Below are 15,334 nucleotides of genomic sequence, written 5' to 3'. Positions count from 1 at the left end.
ACCTCATGCGATGCGGTACGATGGATTCCGGGCTCGACGCTTCGCATCGCCCCGGATTGACAATGGTGAGTGGGCCTTACGTCTGCGGCGTGCCCTGGCGCCATTGGCCGCCGGCGATGCGGGCGGCGGCGATCACGGCCTGGGTGCGGCTTTCGACGCCGAGCTTCTGCAGGATCGCCGAGACATGCGCCTTGATGGTGGCCTCGGAGACACCGAGCTCGTAGGCGATCTGCTTGTTGAGCAGCCCCTCCGACAGCATCATCAGCACCCGCACCTGCTGCGGGGTCAGCGTCACCAGGCGATCGCGCAGCCGCGTCATTTCGGGGTCGCCCGCGGCCGACAGATCGGTGTCCGGCGGAACCCAGACGTCGCCCTCCATCACCTTCATGATGGCATCGCGCAGCGTCTCGACGCCGAACCGCTTGGGGATGAAACCGGAGGCGCCAAAATCGAGCGAGCGGCGGATGGTTCCGATATCGTCGGTGGCGGACACGATGACCACCGGGATCGCCGGATACTGCGCACGCAGATAGATCAGGCCGGAGAAGCCGCTGATCCCCGGCATCGTCAGGTCGAGCAGGATCAGGTCGACCTCGGAGTCCCGCTCCAGCAGCGCGGTGAGGTCCTCGAACGATCCGGCCTCGCTGATGGTGGCCGACGTCACGACACTCGACACCGCCTGGCGCAACGCATCGCGGAACAGCGGATGGTCGTCGGCGATGACAAGATGGGTAGTGGCAGCAGCAGACATCTCGGTCCCACTAACGGATTTTGGCAAACCCGCGCAACCCGGTTGTCTCTCGCGCGGCTGCGTCTTGCAAGCGCTGGATAATACCACATGCCAACGCAGTTAACCCACGCCCAGCTTGTGCGATGCAATAGCTGCGCCCGGCAGCGTTCATCCCGTTTTCATTGCTGGCGATATGACCCGCGCGAAAAGGCCAAAAGTCTTATTGGGGCGGGTTTCACTGCGATGTTACCCTGAATCCAAGCCTAAGGCTTATTCGGCCCGAACCCGGCAGGCGGGGGCGAGCTTGGCAGCAAAAATCGGGGGGAGCTATCCAGATGTCCACAGTGACTGCAACTTCGGCGCGACCGGCAGGCATGACGAAGGACGAACGTTTCGTCATCCTCGCGTCGTCGCTCGGCACCGTTTTCGAATGGTACGACTTCTATCTCTACGGATCACTCGCCAGCATCATCGGCGCGCAGTTCTTCTCGGCCTATCCGCCCGCAACCCGCGACATTTTCGCGCTGCTGGCGTTCGCCGCCGGCTTCCTGGTCCGCCCGTTCGGCGCGATCGTGTTCGGCCGCGTCGGCGATATCGTCGGCCGCAAATACACCTTCCTCGTCACCATCCTGATCATGGGCCTGTCGACCTTCATCGTCGGCCTGCTGCCCAACGCGGCCACGATCGGCATCGCGGCGCCGATCATCCTGATCGCGCTGCGGCTGCTGCAGGGCCTCGCGCTCGGCGGCGAGTACGGCGGTGCGGCGACCTACGTGGCGGAGCACGCCCCGCAGGGCCGGCGCGGCTTCTACACCTCGTTCATCCAGACCACAGCAACGCTCGGCCTGTTCCTGTCGCTGCTGGTGATCCTGTTCACCCGCAGTGCCACCGGCGAAAAGGACTTCGCCGAATGGGGCTGGCGCGTTCCGTTCCTGGTGTCGGTGCTGCTGCTCGGCATCTCGGTCTGGATCCGGCTGCGGCTCAACGAATCGCCGGTGTTCCAGCGCATGAAGGAAGAGGGCAAGGGCTCCAAGGCGCCACTGACCGAAGCCTTCGCGACCTGGAGCAACGCCAAGATCGTGATCCTCGCGCTGCTCGGCCTGACCATGGGCCAGGCCGTGATCTGGTACACCGGACAGTTCTATGCGCTGTTCTTCCTGCAATCGATCCTCAAGGTCGACGGCTACACCGCCAACCTCCTGATCGCCTGGTCGCTGCTGCTCGGCACCGGCTTCTTCCTGGTGTTCGGTGCCCTGTCCGACAGGATCGGCCGCAAGCCGATCATCCTGGCGGGCTGCCTGATCGGCGCGCTCACCCTGTTCCCGATCTTCCGCATGATCTCGACCAACGCCAATCCGGCGCTGGAAAAGGCCTATGAGACGGTCAAGGTGCAGGTTGTGGCGGATCCGAAGGGCTGCGGCGACCTGTTCAACCCGGTCGGCACGCGGGTATTCACGGCGCCGTGCGACACCGCCCGCGCCTTCCTCGCCCAGTCGTCGGTGAACTACTCGACCGTCGCTGGCACGGCAGGTGCACCGGTGAAGATCATGGTCAACGACAAGGAGGTCCCCTACACGGATGCCAAGACGTCGAATCCCGCGATCACCGCGGCGATTCAGGCGGCGGGCTATCCGAAGCCAGGTGACGCCGGCATCGTGAAGATGGCGCATCCGTTCGACATCTTCCGTCCGCAGGTCGCCGCGATCGTCGGCCTGCTGCTGATCCTGGTGATCTACGTCACCATGGTCTACGGCCCGATCGCCGCGATGCTGGTCGAACTGTTCCCGACCCGCATCCGCTACACCTCGATGTCGCTGCCATATCACATCGGCAACGGCTGGTTCGGCGGTCTGCTCCCGGCAACCGCCTTCGCGATCACCGCCTCCACCGGCGATATCTATTCCGGCCTGTGGTATCCGATCATCTTCGCAGCGATCACCTTCGTGATCGGCGCACTGTTCGTTCCGGAGACCAAGGACGTCGACATCAGCAAGACCTGATCGCAAGATCAGATCAAGCGACATCGCCATCACGATGCATCGGCCGCGGAGCAATCCGCGGCCGATGTCATTTGGTAGCGCCGATGAATTGCAGCACGATCTCGCGGCGATGCGGACGGGCGCGATGCTCGATCAGATAGATGCCCTGCCAGGTGCCGAGCGCCATCTCGCCATCGAGCACCGGGATCTGCAGTGAGGTCGCCGTCAGCATGGTCTTGATATGCGCCGGCATGTCGTCGGGGCCCTCGGTGTCGTGACGCCAGCCGCCGTCTTCCGGCGCGGCACGATCGAGCGCCGTCATCAGGTCGACGAGCACCGTTGGATCGGCATTCTCCTGGATCGTCAGCGAGGCCGAGGTGTGGCGGATGAACAGGCTCACCGCGCCCTCCGCGGCGCGCGCCTCGCGCAGGAATTTGGCGACTTCACTTGTGATGTCGGCAAAGCCTGCGCCCGACGTCTGCACCGCCAGGCGCGCGGAGACGATGCCGGTCGCCGCGACAAACGACGGCGCCGAGCGGGAAGCTGTTCTCGCTGAGTTCATCTGCAATCTCTCAATTCGTCGTCCCGGCGAAGGCCGGAACCCATACTCCGCGGCCCGCCCCTCAATGGCAAAGACTCGGAGTTGACCTCTCATAGCCAACCAACTGCTGTGGTTATGGCCTTCGCCGGGACGACGCCGTGGAAAAGTCGGACAAGGTCAGATCTTGCCGCCGTTGAAGTCGCGCTGCACCCGGTTGGCCATCTCGATCAGCCGCCGCCATGCGCGCTCCACGAACGACATCATGCGATCCATGTCGCGGTCGCTCGGCAGCGGGATTTCGATTTTGCGCTCGCTCTCGGCCGTCTTCGGCTCGCCCTTCTTCAGTTGATCCGATTTCGGCAGCGCCTCGTCGGTCTTGCCCGATGCGGCGGGCTCGCGAGCCGCCAGGTCGGTCCTCAGCCTGTCGTTGTCGGCCTGAAGCCGCCCGATCTCGGCATCCAATGCCGCACGCTCGTCCGGCACCATGTAACAGGCCCAGCCGGCGCTCGAATTGGTGCAGGTCGACACGGCGCCGGTGCGGGTGTCGAGCCGCAGGAAGCCGCTGCCGGCCGGGGACAGTGTGTAGCGGCCGTTCTCAGTGTCAGGAGCCGATTGCGCCATCGCCGTGCCGGCGGCGGACACAAGCACAACGGCAATCGCGGCAGACAATCTCGAGGGCGATATCGCTGTCGGCATGGCTCGCTCCGCCTCAACCTGATTCTGCCCCTGTGTTAAGTGAACTATAGGCTCGCTACCCGATTTCAACGCGCGTGGCGCACCTGCCCGGTTGATCCTCCCGTCCGTCCAGCGGATGCGCTTGCGCGGTTCCGCTCGCGGCCGTCCAGCCGAAGATTCGAACGGCCCGGCGCGCGCCGAGCAATTTGCTTGAGATCGTAACGGCTTACAAAGTCGACGGAGGGCTTTCGCGGGCGCCAGCTGTTGCACTGCGATCACTGCGTCACTGTGACCTTGAATATCTCCAAATATCTCCAGCAGAATCAATGCAATAGCTGGTTACGACGCAATCTTGACTTGATTGGACGCGGTCAGTATGGTCCGCGCGGCTTTTGACGGGGACGGGCGTAATTTCCATCATCCGCGGCTTCGATTAGTGTTTGCAGCATGGCTGAAAACACCAACGACCGCACAAGTGGAAATCGCGATCAATCGTCTCCCGACGAAGCTGCGCTTTCCGCAAGGCTCGGAAGTCTCGATCATCGGTTGTCTGAAATTCGTGACAGCCGCAGGAGCAAGACTGATCAATCCGGTACTGAAGGCGGGGACAGTGCGGCCAGAGCTTCGGCGATGGCGCTCGGTTTTCGTCTTTCCTCGGAACTGATCGCGGGCGTTGCCGTCGGGGCGGCGATTGGCTGGGGAGTCGACCGTTGGCTGTCGACGTCGCCATTCGGCTTCATCGTGTTCATGCTGCTCGGCTTCGTCGCCGGCGTGGTCAACGTGGTGAGGTCTGCTGGCAGGGCCTCGGGCAAACGCTAAGCGCTGGCGGAAGTCACGACATTTGAAATTCGATAACCGGCAGGATGGCCGGTGGACCAAGAGCCGCGCGGATGAAAATCGACCCGATCCACCAGTTCAACATCGAGCCCCTCTTCACGCTCGGCCATATCGGCAATCACACGATCGCCTTCACCAATTCGTCGCTCTACATGTTCATCGCGGTGCTGTTGATCGCGCTGCTGATGCTGGCGAGCGGCCGCGAGCTGGTTCCGGGACGGCTGCAGTCGGTCGCCGAGATATCCTACGAGTTCGTCGCGACCACGATTCGCAGCACGGCCGGCTCGGAAGGCATGAAGTTCTTCCCGCTGATCTTCTCGATCTTCATGTTCATCTGCGTCTCGAACCTGGTGGGCATCATCCCCTACACCTTCACGGTCGCGAGCCACCTGATCGTCACCGCGGCCCTCGCGCTCCTGGTGTTCTTCACCGTCCTGATCTACGGCCTCTACAAGAACGGCGTGAAATTCTTCAAGATCTTCGTTCCCTCCGGCGTTCCGATCTACATCCTGCCGCTGGTGATGTTCATCGAGGTGCTGTCGTTCTTCCTGCGTCCGGTCTCGCACAGCGTGCGTCTGTTCGCCAACATGCTGGCCGGCCACATCGCGCTGAAGGTGTTCGCAGGCTTCGTCGCAATGCTCGGCTTCTCGCTCGGCGCGCTCGGCTGGTTCGGCGGCGTGCTGCCGCTGGCGCTCACGGTCGCGCTGCAGGCGCTGGAACTGCTGGTCGCGTTCCTGCAGGCCTATGTGTTCGCGATCCTGACCTGCATCTACCTCAACGACGCCATTCATCCGGGACACTAAGCGGTCCGGGGAATCTCCACCCACCAATCTGTCTATCTCTCAAGGAGCTAAAAATGGAACCGGCAGCAGCAAAACTTATCGGCGCGGGCATCGCGTGCATCGGCATGGGCGGTGCGGGCGTGGGCGTGGGCATCATCTTCGGCAACTACCTCGCCGCTGCGGTGCGTAACCCCTCGGCCGCGCAGGGCCAGTTCGGCAACCTGATCTTCGGCTTCGCCGTGACCGAAGCGCTCGGCATCTTCTCGCTGCTGATCGCGCTGCTGCTGCTGTTCGTTCCGCTCTGAGCGGGCACCCCCGGTTCCGCTGCGGCGGCAACCCTTCGCGCCGCCTTCAGGGCGGCGCGCATGACAGCAACAGGAGAACACCATGGCTGAGAGTCATGGCGAGGCAAAAGGCCAGAAAGCCGGCGCCCACACCGAGGCCGATGGCGGACATCACGGCGGAACCTTTCCGCCGTTCGATTCCACCTATTTCGCCTCGCAGCTGGTGTCGCTGGCGATTGCATTCGTCGCGCTCTATCTGATCGTGTCGCGTATCGCGTTGCCGCGCGTCGGCGGAGCGATCGATGCACGGCAGGACAAGATCGAAGGCGATCTGGCCGAGGCGCAGAAGCTGAAGGACGAGTCCGACGCGGCGCTGAAGGCCTATGAAAGCGAGCTGGCGAATGCGCGTTCCCGCGCCCAGGCAATCGGCAACGAGACCCGCGAGAAGCTGAACGCGGCCTCCGAAGCCGAACGCAAGGCGCTGGAGGAGAAGCTGGCCGTCAAGCTCGCCGACGCCGAGAAGCAGATCGCAACGACCCGGGCGAACGCCATGAGCAACGTCCGCGGCATCGCGGCCGATGCCGCCGGCGCCATCGTCCAGCGGCTCGCCGGCGTAACGCCGGACGCGAACGTGGTCGGCAGCGCCGTCGATGCTTCGCTGAAGGGATAAGCGAATGTTCTACGAACCGGAAACCTGGGTTGCGATCGCCTTCATCATCCTGATGATCGTGTTCGCCTATCTCGGCGTCCACCGCACGTTGCTGACGGCGCTCGATCATCGTGCCGACCGCATCAAGGCCGAACTGGACGACGCCCGCCGTCTGAAGGAAGAAGCCGCCAAGCTGCTCGGCGAGTACAAGGCCCGCCGTTCCAGCGCCGAGCGCGAGGCCGAGGAGATCATCTCCAGCGCCAAGGCCGAAGCCGAACGGATCGCGGCCGAGGCCAAGACCAAGATGGAGGATTTTGTCGCGCGGCGGACCAAGACCGCCGAGAGCAAGATCGCCCTCGCCGAGGCCCAGGCCGTGGCCGATGTCCGCGCCGCCGCGGCCAACGCGGCGGTTACCGCCGCCTCGACCATCCTGGCACAGCAGGTCAAGGGCCCGGTCGCCGACGACCTCGTCAGCAAGGGCATCGCGGAAGTCCGCTCCAAACTGAACTGACGCGAGAGCCGATCCCAAACAAAAGGCCGGTGCGAGACAATCGCGCCGGCCTTTTTGTTTGCCCGGACGGGCAGCCATTGCCGAGCCGCCATCGCCAAGGCGGCTTGCGCGGCTACTTCTTCTTGTGCGGCCTCGCCTTGGGTTCACTCTTCAGGGCCTGCGGATCGAAGCCGATATAGAACACGTAATTGTCGTTCTCGGCTGGCGACGGCGCCGGGTAGACGACGTCTTCGGCGACCAAGCTGAACGGCACGCTGCCGCTCTCGTCGATCTGCACCGTGGTCACATAGGCCTTGGTCATGATCGTCCGCTCGCCGATGCCGCCCTTCACCACGGCGACGCGCAGCGGCACGTCCACCGTCGGCGGCGCGCCCGAGGGGCCGACGATCACCCGTCCCTGGATACCGATCTTGGCGGTGATCTCGCCGCCGTTCAGACTGCACTGCCGCGCGGTGCGCGTGATCGAAGCCTGGAACTTGATATCATTGCCGACAGGCTGCTTGCCGGGCGCGGCCACCGCATAGGTCGAGGCGCCGGAGCGAATCGAGACCTGCGGACAGGTCAGTTCGGCGGCGCTGTCGTCGAGCATTGGCGGCGCCGCGGGCGAGGCCGGCTTGTCCGATTCGGACGACCCGCCAAACAGGCTCTTGAAACGGTCGCTGAGGGATTGCGCCGATGCCGTGGTGGCAAACAATCCGGAGCCGAACCCGATCGCAACCGTCGCCACAACCGCGAGCCTGATCACGCCTTTGTCACCCATTTCCGCTTCAGCCGCCTCCAACCCAAAAATGCCGATTTCGCCGGGGTTATAGCAAGGCAATGGCGGCGAACCCAAGGCATCACAGGGGGTGCGCGGCTGCCTGCCGTCAGCCAATAGGCGAAGATTATCCGCGAAAATCCTCGTGCAGCAGTCCGAACAGCAGGTGATCCTGCCAGATCCCGTTGATGCAGAGGTAGCGCCGCGCCAGCCCCTCGCGGGTGAAGCCGCACTTCTCCAGCACCCGGATCGACGGAGCGTTGGAGGGAATGCAGGCGGCCTCGATGCGGTGCAGGTTGAGCTCACCGAACAGCGATGGCAGCAGCACCCGCAGCGCCGTCGTCATGTAGCCGCGATGCGCATGCGGCTGGCCGACCCAGTAGCCGATGGTGCCGGCCTGCACGATGCCGCGCCGGACATTGGCGAGCGTGATGCCGCCAATCATCACCCCGTCCGCCTCGCGGAAGATGATGAACGGATAGGAGCGGTCGGCGGCGATATCCTCGGTGTAGCGACGCAGGCGGCGGCGGAAGCCCGAGCGGGTCAGATCGTCGGACGGCCAGATCGGCTCCCAGGGTGTGAGATAGGCCCGGCTGAGCTCGCGGAGCTGCGCCCATTGCGGAAAGTCCGACATTTGCGGCGCCCGCAGCAACAGCCCGTGACCGCGCGGCATCAATGCAGCCGGTCCGCTGGATGGCAAACGAAACAGGGCCATGGCCCAACACTCCCCGCCTATTGCTCCCTCGCCCCGCTCGTGTGGGGAGAGGGTCGGGGTGAGGGGCTCCATCCACGTGCGAGCCGATTGTCGGGACCTGTACCCCCTCACCTGGATTGCACCGGACGATCCTTCACATCGCCAGGGTCATCCGACCTCTCCCCGCACGCGGGGGGAGGTAAACTGAACTCCTAATGCAGCAGCGTCTTTGCCTTCGACGTGGTCAATCCTTCCGCAAAAGACACCGCCGTGTCCAGACCCCTGCCGCTGCCGAGTGCGACCACGGCTGGCCGGCTTCGCGACAGCAGCGCGCGGGCGGCAGCCCGGCTCGATTCGACGCTGACGCCGTCGATCCGCGCCACCAGTTCCTCGACCGTCTGCGGCCGTCCATAGGCCAGCACATGGCGGGCCAGCTGCTCGGCCCGCGACGAGCAGCTTTCCAGCGCCATCAACAGGCCGGCCTTCATCTGCGCCTTGGCGCGCGCCACCTCGGCTTCGGTCAGGGTCTCCACGGCGTCGTTGATGACGTCGACGATGACTTCCATCATCTCGGGCGCGTCGGCGGGATCGGTCCCGGTGTAGAGGCCGAAGAAGCCGGTGTCGCTGTAGGGCGCGTGGAAAGAGTAGATCGAGTAACACAGCCCGCGCTTCTCGCGCACTTCCTGGAACAGCCGCGACGACATTCCGCCGCCGAGCGTGTTGGTGAATACCTGGAGCGAGAACAGCGACGGATCAGCCTGCGGCACGCCCTCGAGCGCCAGCGTCAGATGCGCCTGCTCGAGCTCGCGATGCACGACCTTCGAGCCGCCTTTGCCGAACTTCGCGGCTTGTGGCTTCGGCGCCGGCGTCGCCTCGAAGCTGGCGAATTTCTGCGTGACGTCCTCGACGATCCGCTTGTGATCGACAGCGCCGGCGGCGGCGACCACCATGTCAGGTGCGCGATAATGCGTCGACAGATAGCCGCGCAGCATGTCGCGGTCGAAGGCCTTCAGCGTCTTGGCGGTGCCGAGCAGCGAGCGGCCCATCGGCTGCTCCGGAAAGCAGAGCTCGTTGAGATGCTCGAACACGACGTCGTCGGGCGTGTCCTGCGCCGCGCCGATCTCCTGCACGATCACGCTCTTCTCGCGCTCCAGTTCGTCGGGCACGAAGGAGGGATTGGCCAGGATGTCGGACAGCACGTCGAGCGCCAGCGGCACGTCCGCCTTCATCACGCGCGCGTAATAGGCCGTGGTCTCGGTCGAGGTCCCGGCATTGAGATCGCCGCCGACCGCCTCGATCTCCTCGACGATCTCGCGCGAGGAACGCCGGGTGGTGCCCTTGAACGCCATGTGCTCGAGCAGATGCGAGATGCCGTGCTCGTTCGGCTTCTCGTCGCGGCCGCCGACCCCGGCCCAGACGCCGAGCGCCGCGGTCTCGAGATGCGGCATGGTATCGGTGACGATGGTGAGGCCGCTTGGAAGCTTGGTGATTTCAACGCTCATCCGATGACTCCTTGCTTGGCGGCGCGGCTGACCGACAGCACGAAGCGCTCGATCTCGGCGGAATCGTTCTTCATGACAGTCATGTGCTCTGACTTCGTCATCAGGCCGCCGAGCCAGGCCGGCAGTTGCGGGCGTACCCCGCAGGCGGCTTCGACCGCGTCGGGGAATTTCGCGGCATGCGCGGTCGACAGCACGATGTTCGGGATCTTCGAATCGGACGTATCGCGATCGGCGACCGCGAGCGCCACCGCGGTATGCGGATCGACCAGATCGCCCGCCTCGCGCCAGGCGGCGCGGATCGCGGCCGCGGTCTCGGTCTCGTCGGCGCGGCCGGCGTCGAAATCCTTGCGCACGGCGGCGAGCGTCGCATCCGGCAGCACGAAGCGGCCGGACTGCTTCAGCGAGGCCATCAGGCGGCGGACCTGATCGGCGTCGCGGCCGCTGGCCTCGAACAACAGTCGCTCGAAATTCGAGGAGACCTGGATGTCCATCGACGGCGACGTCGTGGCATGCACCTCGCGCACCTCGTAGATGCCGGTCTTCAGCGTGCGCGGCAGGATGTCGTTGACATTGGCGGCAATCCGCAGCCAGCGGATCGGCAGCCCCATCCGTTTCGCCACGTAGCCCGCAAAGATGTCGCCGAAATTGCCCGTGGGCACGGTGAAGTCGACGGTGCGCGCGGGTGCGCCGAGCGCGACCGCCGAGGTGAAATAGTAGACCACCTGCGCCACGATGCGTGCCCAGTTGATCGAGTTGACGCCGGACAGCGCGACCGTATCGCGGAAGCGATGGTTGTTGAACATCGCCTTCACCAGCGCCTGGCAATCGTCGAAGGTGCCTTCGATCGCCAGCGCATGGACGTTGGCGGCGCCGGTCGTCGTCATCATCCGGCGCTGCACGTCGGAGATGCGGCCGTTCGGAAACAGCACGACGAGATCGACATTGTCGAGATTGGCGAACGCCTCGACGGCCGCGCCGCCGGTGTCGCCCGAGGTCGCGACCACGATGGTGGTGCGCTGTGCGCGCTTGGCCAGCACGTGATCCATCAGCCGCGAGATCAGCTGCATCGCGACGTCCTTGAACGCCAGCGTCGGGCCATGGAACAGCTCGAGCAGAAACTGGTTCGGTCCGGCCTGATCGAGCGGCACCACCGCGGGGTGGCGGAAGGTGGCGTAAGCCTCGTTCGCCATGCGGCCGAGCTCGGCGTCGGAAATCTCGCCGGCGGCGAAGGGGCGGATGATCTCGACCGCGACTTCCCAATAGGGCCGGCCGAAGAAGGACGCGATGGTCTCGGGCGACAGCTGCGGCCAGGTCTCGGGCACGTACAGCCCGCCGTCGCGGGCAAGCCCGGTCAGCATCACGTCGCAGAAGCCTAAATGAGGGGCTTCGCCCCTGGTCGAAACATACCGCGTCAAACCGCCCTCCAAAGGCTTCGAACCCAGCCCTTTAAGCCTTTGATATCATGGAATTATCGTGTCCGCCTCCAGCGAACCGAAGGGCCACCATAGAAGATCGGACCAGCAAAGGGTAGCCCGAACCATACGTCCCGGGGTCGCTCGGATGGGCGACACTGTTCATTCCGTGCCCCTGAGGAGCACCAACGGGTCCGCGCGTGGCACGGGCCCGACGACAGGCTTCGCGTCTCGAAGGGGCGAGGGCCACCAGCCGGGCCGATTCATCCTTCGAGGCTCGCCCAGCGGCGCAATTGCGCCGCAAGGCTCGCACCCCAGAGGGTGTGAAGCTTTGTCCTACCCACCGCTGTCATCGCTCGGCTTCCGGGTGATCCAGTACGCCGCGGCCTATCGGCTCAAGAACGACTGTCTCTGGAATACTGGATCGCCCGGTCAATGTGCGCAATTGCGCACAGGCCGGGCGATGGCAGCGGTGGTAGGACAAAGCTTCACTCCCTCTCTGGATGACGGGGCGGGTCGATGCGCCGTCGTCTCCATCGTCATTGCAAGAAGCGAAGCGACCGGAACAATCCATCGCTCCGCACAAGCGGTGAGATGGCTGCTTCCCCCCTCGCCAAGGTTTCGACAGACAAGTCGCTTCGCTCGCAATGACGGCATCCCGTGGTAGCATTGATCCAGATCAATACCGCCACGGAAATTCATGAAGCCTGCCACGCCGTAATTCCTGGAGACGCTCATGCCAGCCGATGCCACCGATGCGATCGAGGCCGGAATTCGGTCTGCGTTCACTGCGTATTCCAAGGAGGACGATCCGGAGTGGCGGAGCTCCTGCTGGATCAAGCCGGATGAGTGCTCGCACCTGGCGCAGAGCATTCTGAAGGAATTGGCCGCCAGAGGATTCGAGATCGTCAGGAAGCCTGCCTAGCAGAGGGCTCGGCTCATCCGCCGATATCCGCTCCGGAAGCCTGAGCGATGCGATCTCTCACCGTTCGCGCGATGGCCGCCGGCGCCTCGTCGGGGATGGCAAAGCACGAACTGACGTTGATCTCGCAGAGCACATAGCTGTCGGTGCCGTCGGCATGGCGCGGACCATAGAGGAAATCCGCATCCCAGATCACCGGTAGCGAGGTCTCCTCGATCGCCAGCAACTCCCTCATCTGCGGAATCCACTCGTCCTCCATCAGCCTGCGCAGCGTTTGAAATTGCGGAGCATCGGGACCGTGCATGATGCGCGGTCCCGCCTGGGCTTCCGGGGAATCGGGGCCTTGCGGAGGCGGCGGGATCAAGGCCTTGATCAATTGATGGCCGAAGCCTGCGACCGTCGATCCGCTCACATAGCAACGGATCATGCCCTCCGGCAAACGAGGCTGGAATGCCTGATCGATGATACAGCCACCCCATCCGAAATACGGCTCGCAGCGCGCCACCAACGCTTCCAGCGGCATGTCTTCCGGCGAGCTGCCGCGCTGGGCGTGAAGCACGCGAACGGTCGTATCAGCGTCAGACAAGCCACCTTTCGACAAAGCTTCCACCTTCCAGACGCCCTGCCCGCCGTTGCCGCGGTTCTGCTTGAGCACGCGTGGGCCGGCCGAGCGAAGGCGTGACGGGAATTCGGTGCGGAACGCATCGGTGGTGGCGTATCGATGCGTGTCGGTCCCCCAGCCGAGATGACGCGTGCGATAGAGCACCTCCTTGACGCCCATCTTGAGGATGACATCCGGATGTGCGCTCACCCAGGGGCGCTTGGTCGCGACCTCGCGGAGCAACAGGTCGAGGGCGACGCGCGTCTTGCCCTGATGGATCGGGTCGACCCAGACGAGGACGCCGTCCATTGTCAGGAGTTGCTCCCTGACGTCGTCGGCGAACGCCTCGTCATAGACCACGGGAATGGCCTCGATGCCGCAGGCGACGAGCGCCTCAAAGACGCGCACGAAGCGGTTGCTGTGCGGCGTCACCTCGCGGCGCGCGGCGGCATCGCCACGCCACAGGATGGCAATCTTGGAACGAAGGGCTGTCTTGGAACGAAGGGCTGTCTGCTGTTCGGTGTCCATGTGCAAAGCTCCACGACGATTCGTGTGTCGCGCAGAGCTTGGACCGAAGTCTCACGGGGAGTCTGGCCTGTCCCCGTAGCGGCGACTGTAAACGACCCCGCGAAGGTTTCAAGATGGACGTGCGGTGGATCGCGCCGATGTGCCCACCTAACGCCGCACAACCAAAGTTGACGCGCCGCATCGCGATGGCCGTTGAGTGCTCGGCCGCAGCGACCTACATGAGGAGGCTACAACCCAGCCGCGGCCGTCCTTCGAGAGCAATTCCATGCGCCCCCACATCATTTGCCACATGGGCACGTCAATCGACGGCCGTCTGCATCCCAGCCGCTTCACGCAGGCCGCCGCCGGCGTCTCGCGCGAGGTCTTGCGCTCGCATTATGAGCGGATCCACGATGCGTTCGACGCCGACGGCTGGATCATCGGCCGCGTCACCATGAACGAGATGGCCAAGGGACCCGAGCGGCACATCGCCAACGCGCCGCAGGTTCCGCGCGAGCCGCATCTCGGCAATCGCAACGGCCGCAAGCTGGCGATCGGGATCGATCCGTCGGGCCGGGTGCATTTCGGCAAGGACAATGTCGGAGGCGATCATGCCGTCGCGGTACTGGGCGCGCAGGTCTCGGACGCGCATCTCGCCGAGCTGCGCGAGGACGGCGCGTCCTACATCTTTGCCGGGGCGAAGGGCGATGACCTGCCCGGCGCGATGACGCAGCTGGCGTCGCTGTTCGGCGCCAGGACGCTGCTGCTGGAAGGCGGCGGCGGCATCAACGGCGCGTTCCTCAAGCACGGGCTGATCGACGAATTCAGCACGCTGATCTTTCCAGCGGTCGACGGCGTCGCGGGATCACAATGCATCGTCGACTATCACGGCCCGGAAGGCGATCGCCCCGGCGCCGGGCAGGCGCTGCGGCTGACCCACTGCGAGACGCTGGACGGCGGCATGGTATGGCTGCGTCACGCCGTGGAGCGGGTGGCGGGGTGAGCGCTGACGGGGAGCAGTCTCCCTGCCCATTACGACGCCAAACCTCTCTCCACCCGTCGTTGCGAGCGGAGCGAAGCAATCCATCGATCCCCATACGCTGACGCATGGATCGCTTCGCGTCGCTCGCAATGACGTGGAGGGAGCGCGCTCCGTCTACGGCTTTGTGCCTACGTCGTTCCGGCACGCGGCGAGAAAGAACGCGACGCCGCGCGCCACATGCGCGTCGATCTCCGCATCGAGCGCCTTCAAGTCCACCTCGAACAGCGCCCTGAGCAGCATCGGCACGGCGATCAGATCGAGGAACAGCCGCGCTGTCTCGTGGAGACGCTGGGGGGCGAAGGCCGGCAGCGTGCCGATCTCGTCGGATTGCGTCAGCTCGTGCAGCAGGTGAACACCAAGCTCGGTGCTGAGCTCGCGGGCCCGGCGGTTGACCGTGGCGGCAAGCTCGGGAAAGCGCTGCGCTTCGGCGATCGCGAGGCGCATCAGCCCGATCCGGTCGGCATCGAGCCCCCAATGCAGCAGCGTAGCCGCCGCGCTGGTCAGGCGCTCCTCGATCGTGGTGCCGGTCGGCGCCCCCGCCTTGAACTCCGCAATGCGCGCCAGGATGTCGTGCGTCACCACCTCGGTGAACAGCGCGCGCTTGTCGCGGAAGCGCGCGTAGATCGTGCGTTTGCCGGAGCGGGCCGCCTCGGCGATCTCGTCGATGCTGGCGCCTTCGAACCCACGCAGCAGGAAGACCCGGCGGGCCGCATCGAGGATGCGTCCGTCGACCTCGCCGGCGAGCTCCTTCGGCGGACGGCCGGCGCGAACCTCGGAGCGCCGCGCCTTGGGCGCGGGTGGCTGCTTGAGTGTGCTGGTTTTCATGGCGGCGAGGTTCCGGTTCCGCTGCCGGCCCTGCCGGCGAACATCCGCCAATATAGCTCTATCACATCTAGTTGTAAATAGAAC

17 protein-coding genes are annotated in these 15,334 nt (G+C 64.8%); 8 read left to right on the top strand and 9 right to left on the bottom strand.

Annotated features, from left to right (window positions below; genetic code table 11):
* Nucleotides 1–76: 76 nt before the first annotated feature.
* Nucleotides 77–751 (bottom strand): response regulator, encoded by a 675-nt coding sequence (locus J6500_RS29775; protein WP_225716271.1) that lies wholly within the window; start codon nucleotides 749–751, stop codon nucleotides 77–79.
* A 353-nt stretch (nucleotides 752–1,104) separates the two neighbouring features.
* Here J6500_RS29775 and J6500_RS29770 point away from each other — a divergent pair, with 353 nt between their 5' ends.
* On the top strand, nucleotides 1,105–2,730 hold the full coding sequence (locus J6500_RS29770; RefSeq protein WP_376707874.1) for an MFS transporter: 1,626 nt from the start codon (nucleotides 1,105–1,107) through the stop codon (nucleotides 2,728–2,730).
* A gap of 67 nt (nucleotides 2,731–2,797) precedes the next feature.
* Here J6500_RS29770 and J6500_RS29765 read toward each other — a convergent pair whose 3' ends face one another.
* A complete protein-coding gene (locus J6500_RS29765) occupies nucleotides 2,798–3,271 on the bottom strand; it encodes a secondary thiamine-phosphate synthase enzyme YjbQ (protein WP_225716269.1) in 474 nt (157 codons plus the stop codon).
* A gap of 156 nt (nucleotides 3,272–3,427) precedes the next feature.
* Nucleotides 3,428–3,946, bottom strand: a complete 519-nt coding sequence (locus tag J6500_RS29760) for a hypothetical protein (protein ID WP_225716268.1) — start codon at nucleotides 3,944–3,946, stop codon at nucleotides 3,428–3,430.
* Nucleotides 3,947–4,372: 426 nt separating this feature from the next.
* Between J6500_RS29760 and J6500_RS29755 the strand changes: the two genes are divergently transcribed.
* From J6500_RS29755 to J6500_RS29735, 5 genes are all read left to right on the top strand, one after another.
* Nucleotides 4,373–4,744 (top strand): AtpZ/AtpI family protein, encoded by a 372-nt coding sequence (locus J6500_RS29755; RefSeq protein WP_225716267.1) that lies wholly within the window; start codon nucleotides 4,373–4,375, stop codon nucleotides 4,742–4,744.
* A 71-nt stretch (nucleotides 4,745–4,815) separates the two neighbouring features.
* Nucleotides 4,816–5,565, top strand: coding sequence for a F0F1 ATP synthase subunit A (locus J6500_RS29750; protein WP_225716266.1), 750 nt, complete (start codon nucleotides 4,816–4,818; stop codon nucleotides 5,563–5,565).
* 53 nt (nucleotides 5,566–5,618) lie between these two features.
* Nucleotides 5,619–5,849: a F0F1 ATP synthase subunit C gene (locus J6500_RS29745; protein ID WP_016847054.1), complete on the top strand. Its 231-nt coding sequence runs from the start codon at nucleotides 5,619–5,621 to the stop codon at nucleotides 5,847–5,849.
* An 82-nt stretch (nucleotides 5,850–5,931) separates the two neighbouring features.
* A complete protein-coding gene (locus J6500_RS29740) occupies nucleotides 5,932–6,498 on the top strand; it encodes a F0F1 ATP synthase subunit B (RefSeq protein WP_225716265.1) in 567 nt (188 codons plus the stop codon).
* Between the two features lie 4 nt (nucleotides 6,499–6,502).
* Complete coding sequence (locus J6500_RS29735) at nucleotides 6,503–6,988, top strand: F0F1 ATP synthase subunit B family protein (protein ID WP_225716264.1); 486 nt, start codon at nucleotides 6,503–6,505, stop codon at nucleotides 6,986–6,988.
* A gap of 112 nt (nucleotides 6,989–7,100) precedes the next feature.
* Here the strand turns inward: J6500_RS29735 and J6500_RS29730 are convergent, their stop codons facing one another.
* From J6500_RS29730 to thrC, 4 genes are all read right to left on the bottom strand, one after another.
* A complete protein-coding gene (locus J6500_RS29730; RefSeq protein WP_225716263.1) occupies nucleotides 7,101–7,748 on the bottom strand; it encodes a hypothetical protein in 648 nt (215 codons plus the stop codon).
* Nucleotides 7,749–7,872: 124 nt separating this feature from the next.
* Nucleotides 7,873–8,460: a GNAT family N-acetyltransferase gene (locus J6500_RS29725; RefSeq protein WP_211983824.1), complete on the bottom strand. Its 588-nt coding sequence runs from the start codon at nucleotides 8,458–8,460 to the stop codon at nucleotides 7,873–7,875.
* Between the two features lie 191 nt (nucleotides 8,461–8,651).
* Nucleotides 8,652–9,941, bottom strand: coding sequence for a M16 family metallopeptidase (locus tag J6500_RS29720; RefSeq protein WP_225716262.1), 1,290 nt, complete (start codon nucleotides 9,939–9,941; stop codon nucleotides 8,652–8,654).
* On the bottom strand, nucleotides 9,938–11,356 hold the full coding sequence (gene thrC, locus J6500_RS29715) for a threonine synthase (protein WP_225716261.1): 1,419 nt from the start codon (nucleotides 11,354–11,356) through the stop codon (nucleotides 9,938–9,940). The genes J6500_RS29720 and thrC overlap by 4 nt, the downstream gene beginning before the upstream one ends.
* A 733-nt stretch (nucleotides 11,357–12,089) precedes the next feature.
* Between thrC and J6500_RS29710 the strand changes: the two genes are divergently transcribed.
* Nucleotides 12,090–12,278 carry a hypothetical protein gene (locus J6500_RS29710; protein ID WP_225716260.1) on the top strand — a complete coding sequence of 63 codons (189 nt, stop codon included), beginning with the start codon at nucleotides 12,090–12,092 and terminating at the stop codon, nucleotides 12,276–12,278.
* Nucleotides 12,279–12,291: 13 nt separating this feature from the next.
* Here the strand turns inward: J6500_RS29710 and J6500_RS29705 are convergent, their stop codons facing one another.
* Nucleotides 12,292–13,404: a Cj0069 family protein gene (locus J6500_RS29705; RefSeq protein WP_225716259.1), complete on the bottom strand. Its 1,113-nt coding sequence runs from the start codon at nucleotides 13,402–13,404 to the stop codon at nucleotides 12,292–12,294.
* A gap of 265 nt (nucleotides 13,405–13,669) precedes the next feature.
* Here J6500_RS29705 and J6500_RS29700 point away from each other — a divergent pair, with 265 nt between their 5' ends.
* Nucleotides 13,670–14,386 (top strand): dihydrofolate reductase family protein, encoded by a 717-nt coding sequence (locus tag J6500_RS29700; RefSeq protein ID WP_225716258.1) that lies wholly within the window; start codon nucleotides 13,670–13,672, stop codon nucleotides 14,384–14,386.
* Between the two features lie 153 nt (nucleotides 14,387–14,539).
* Here J6500_RS29700 and J6500_RS29695 read toward each other — a convergent pair whose 3' ends face one another.
* A complete protein-coding gene (locus tag J6500_RS29695; RefSeq protein WP_225716257.1) occupies nucleotides 14,540–15,301 on the bottom strand; it encodes a TetR/AcrR family transcriptional regulator in 762 nt (253 codons plus the stop codon).
* Nucleotides 15,302–15,334 lie beyond the last annotated feature (33 nt).

Origin of the sequence: Bradyrhizobium semiaridum (genome assembly GCF_020329505.1) — a bacterium.
Classification (GTDB): domain Bacteria; phylum Pseudomonadota; class Alphaproteobacteria; order Rhizobiales; family Xanthobacteraceae; genus Bradyrhizobium; species Bradyrhizobium semiaridum.
The sequence above is the reverse complement of the archived record's forward strand: the minus strand, read 5'-3'. Positions and strand labels throughout refer to the sequence as shown.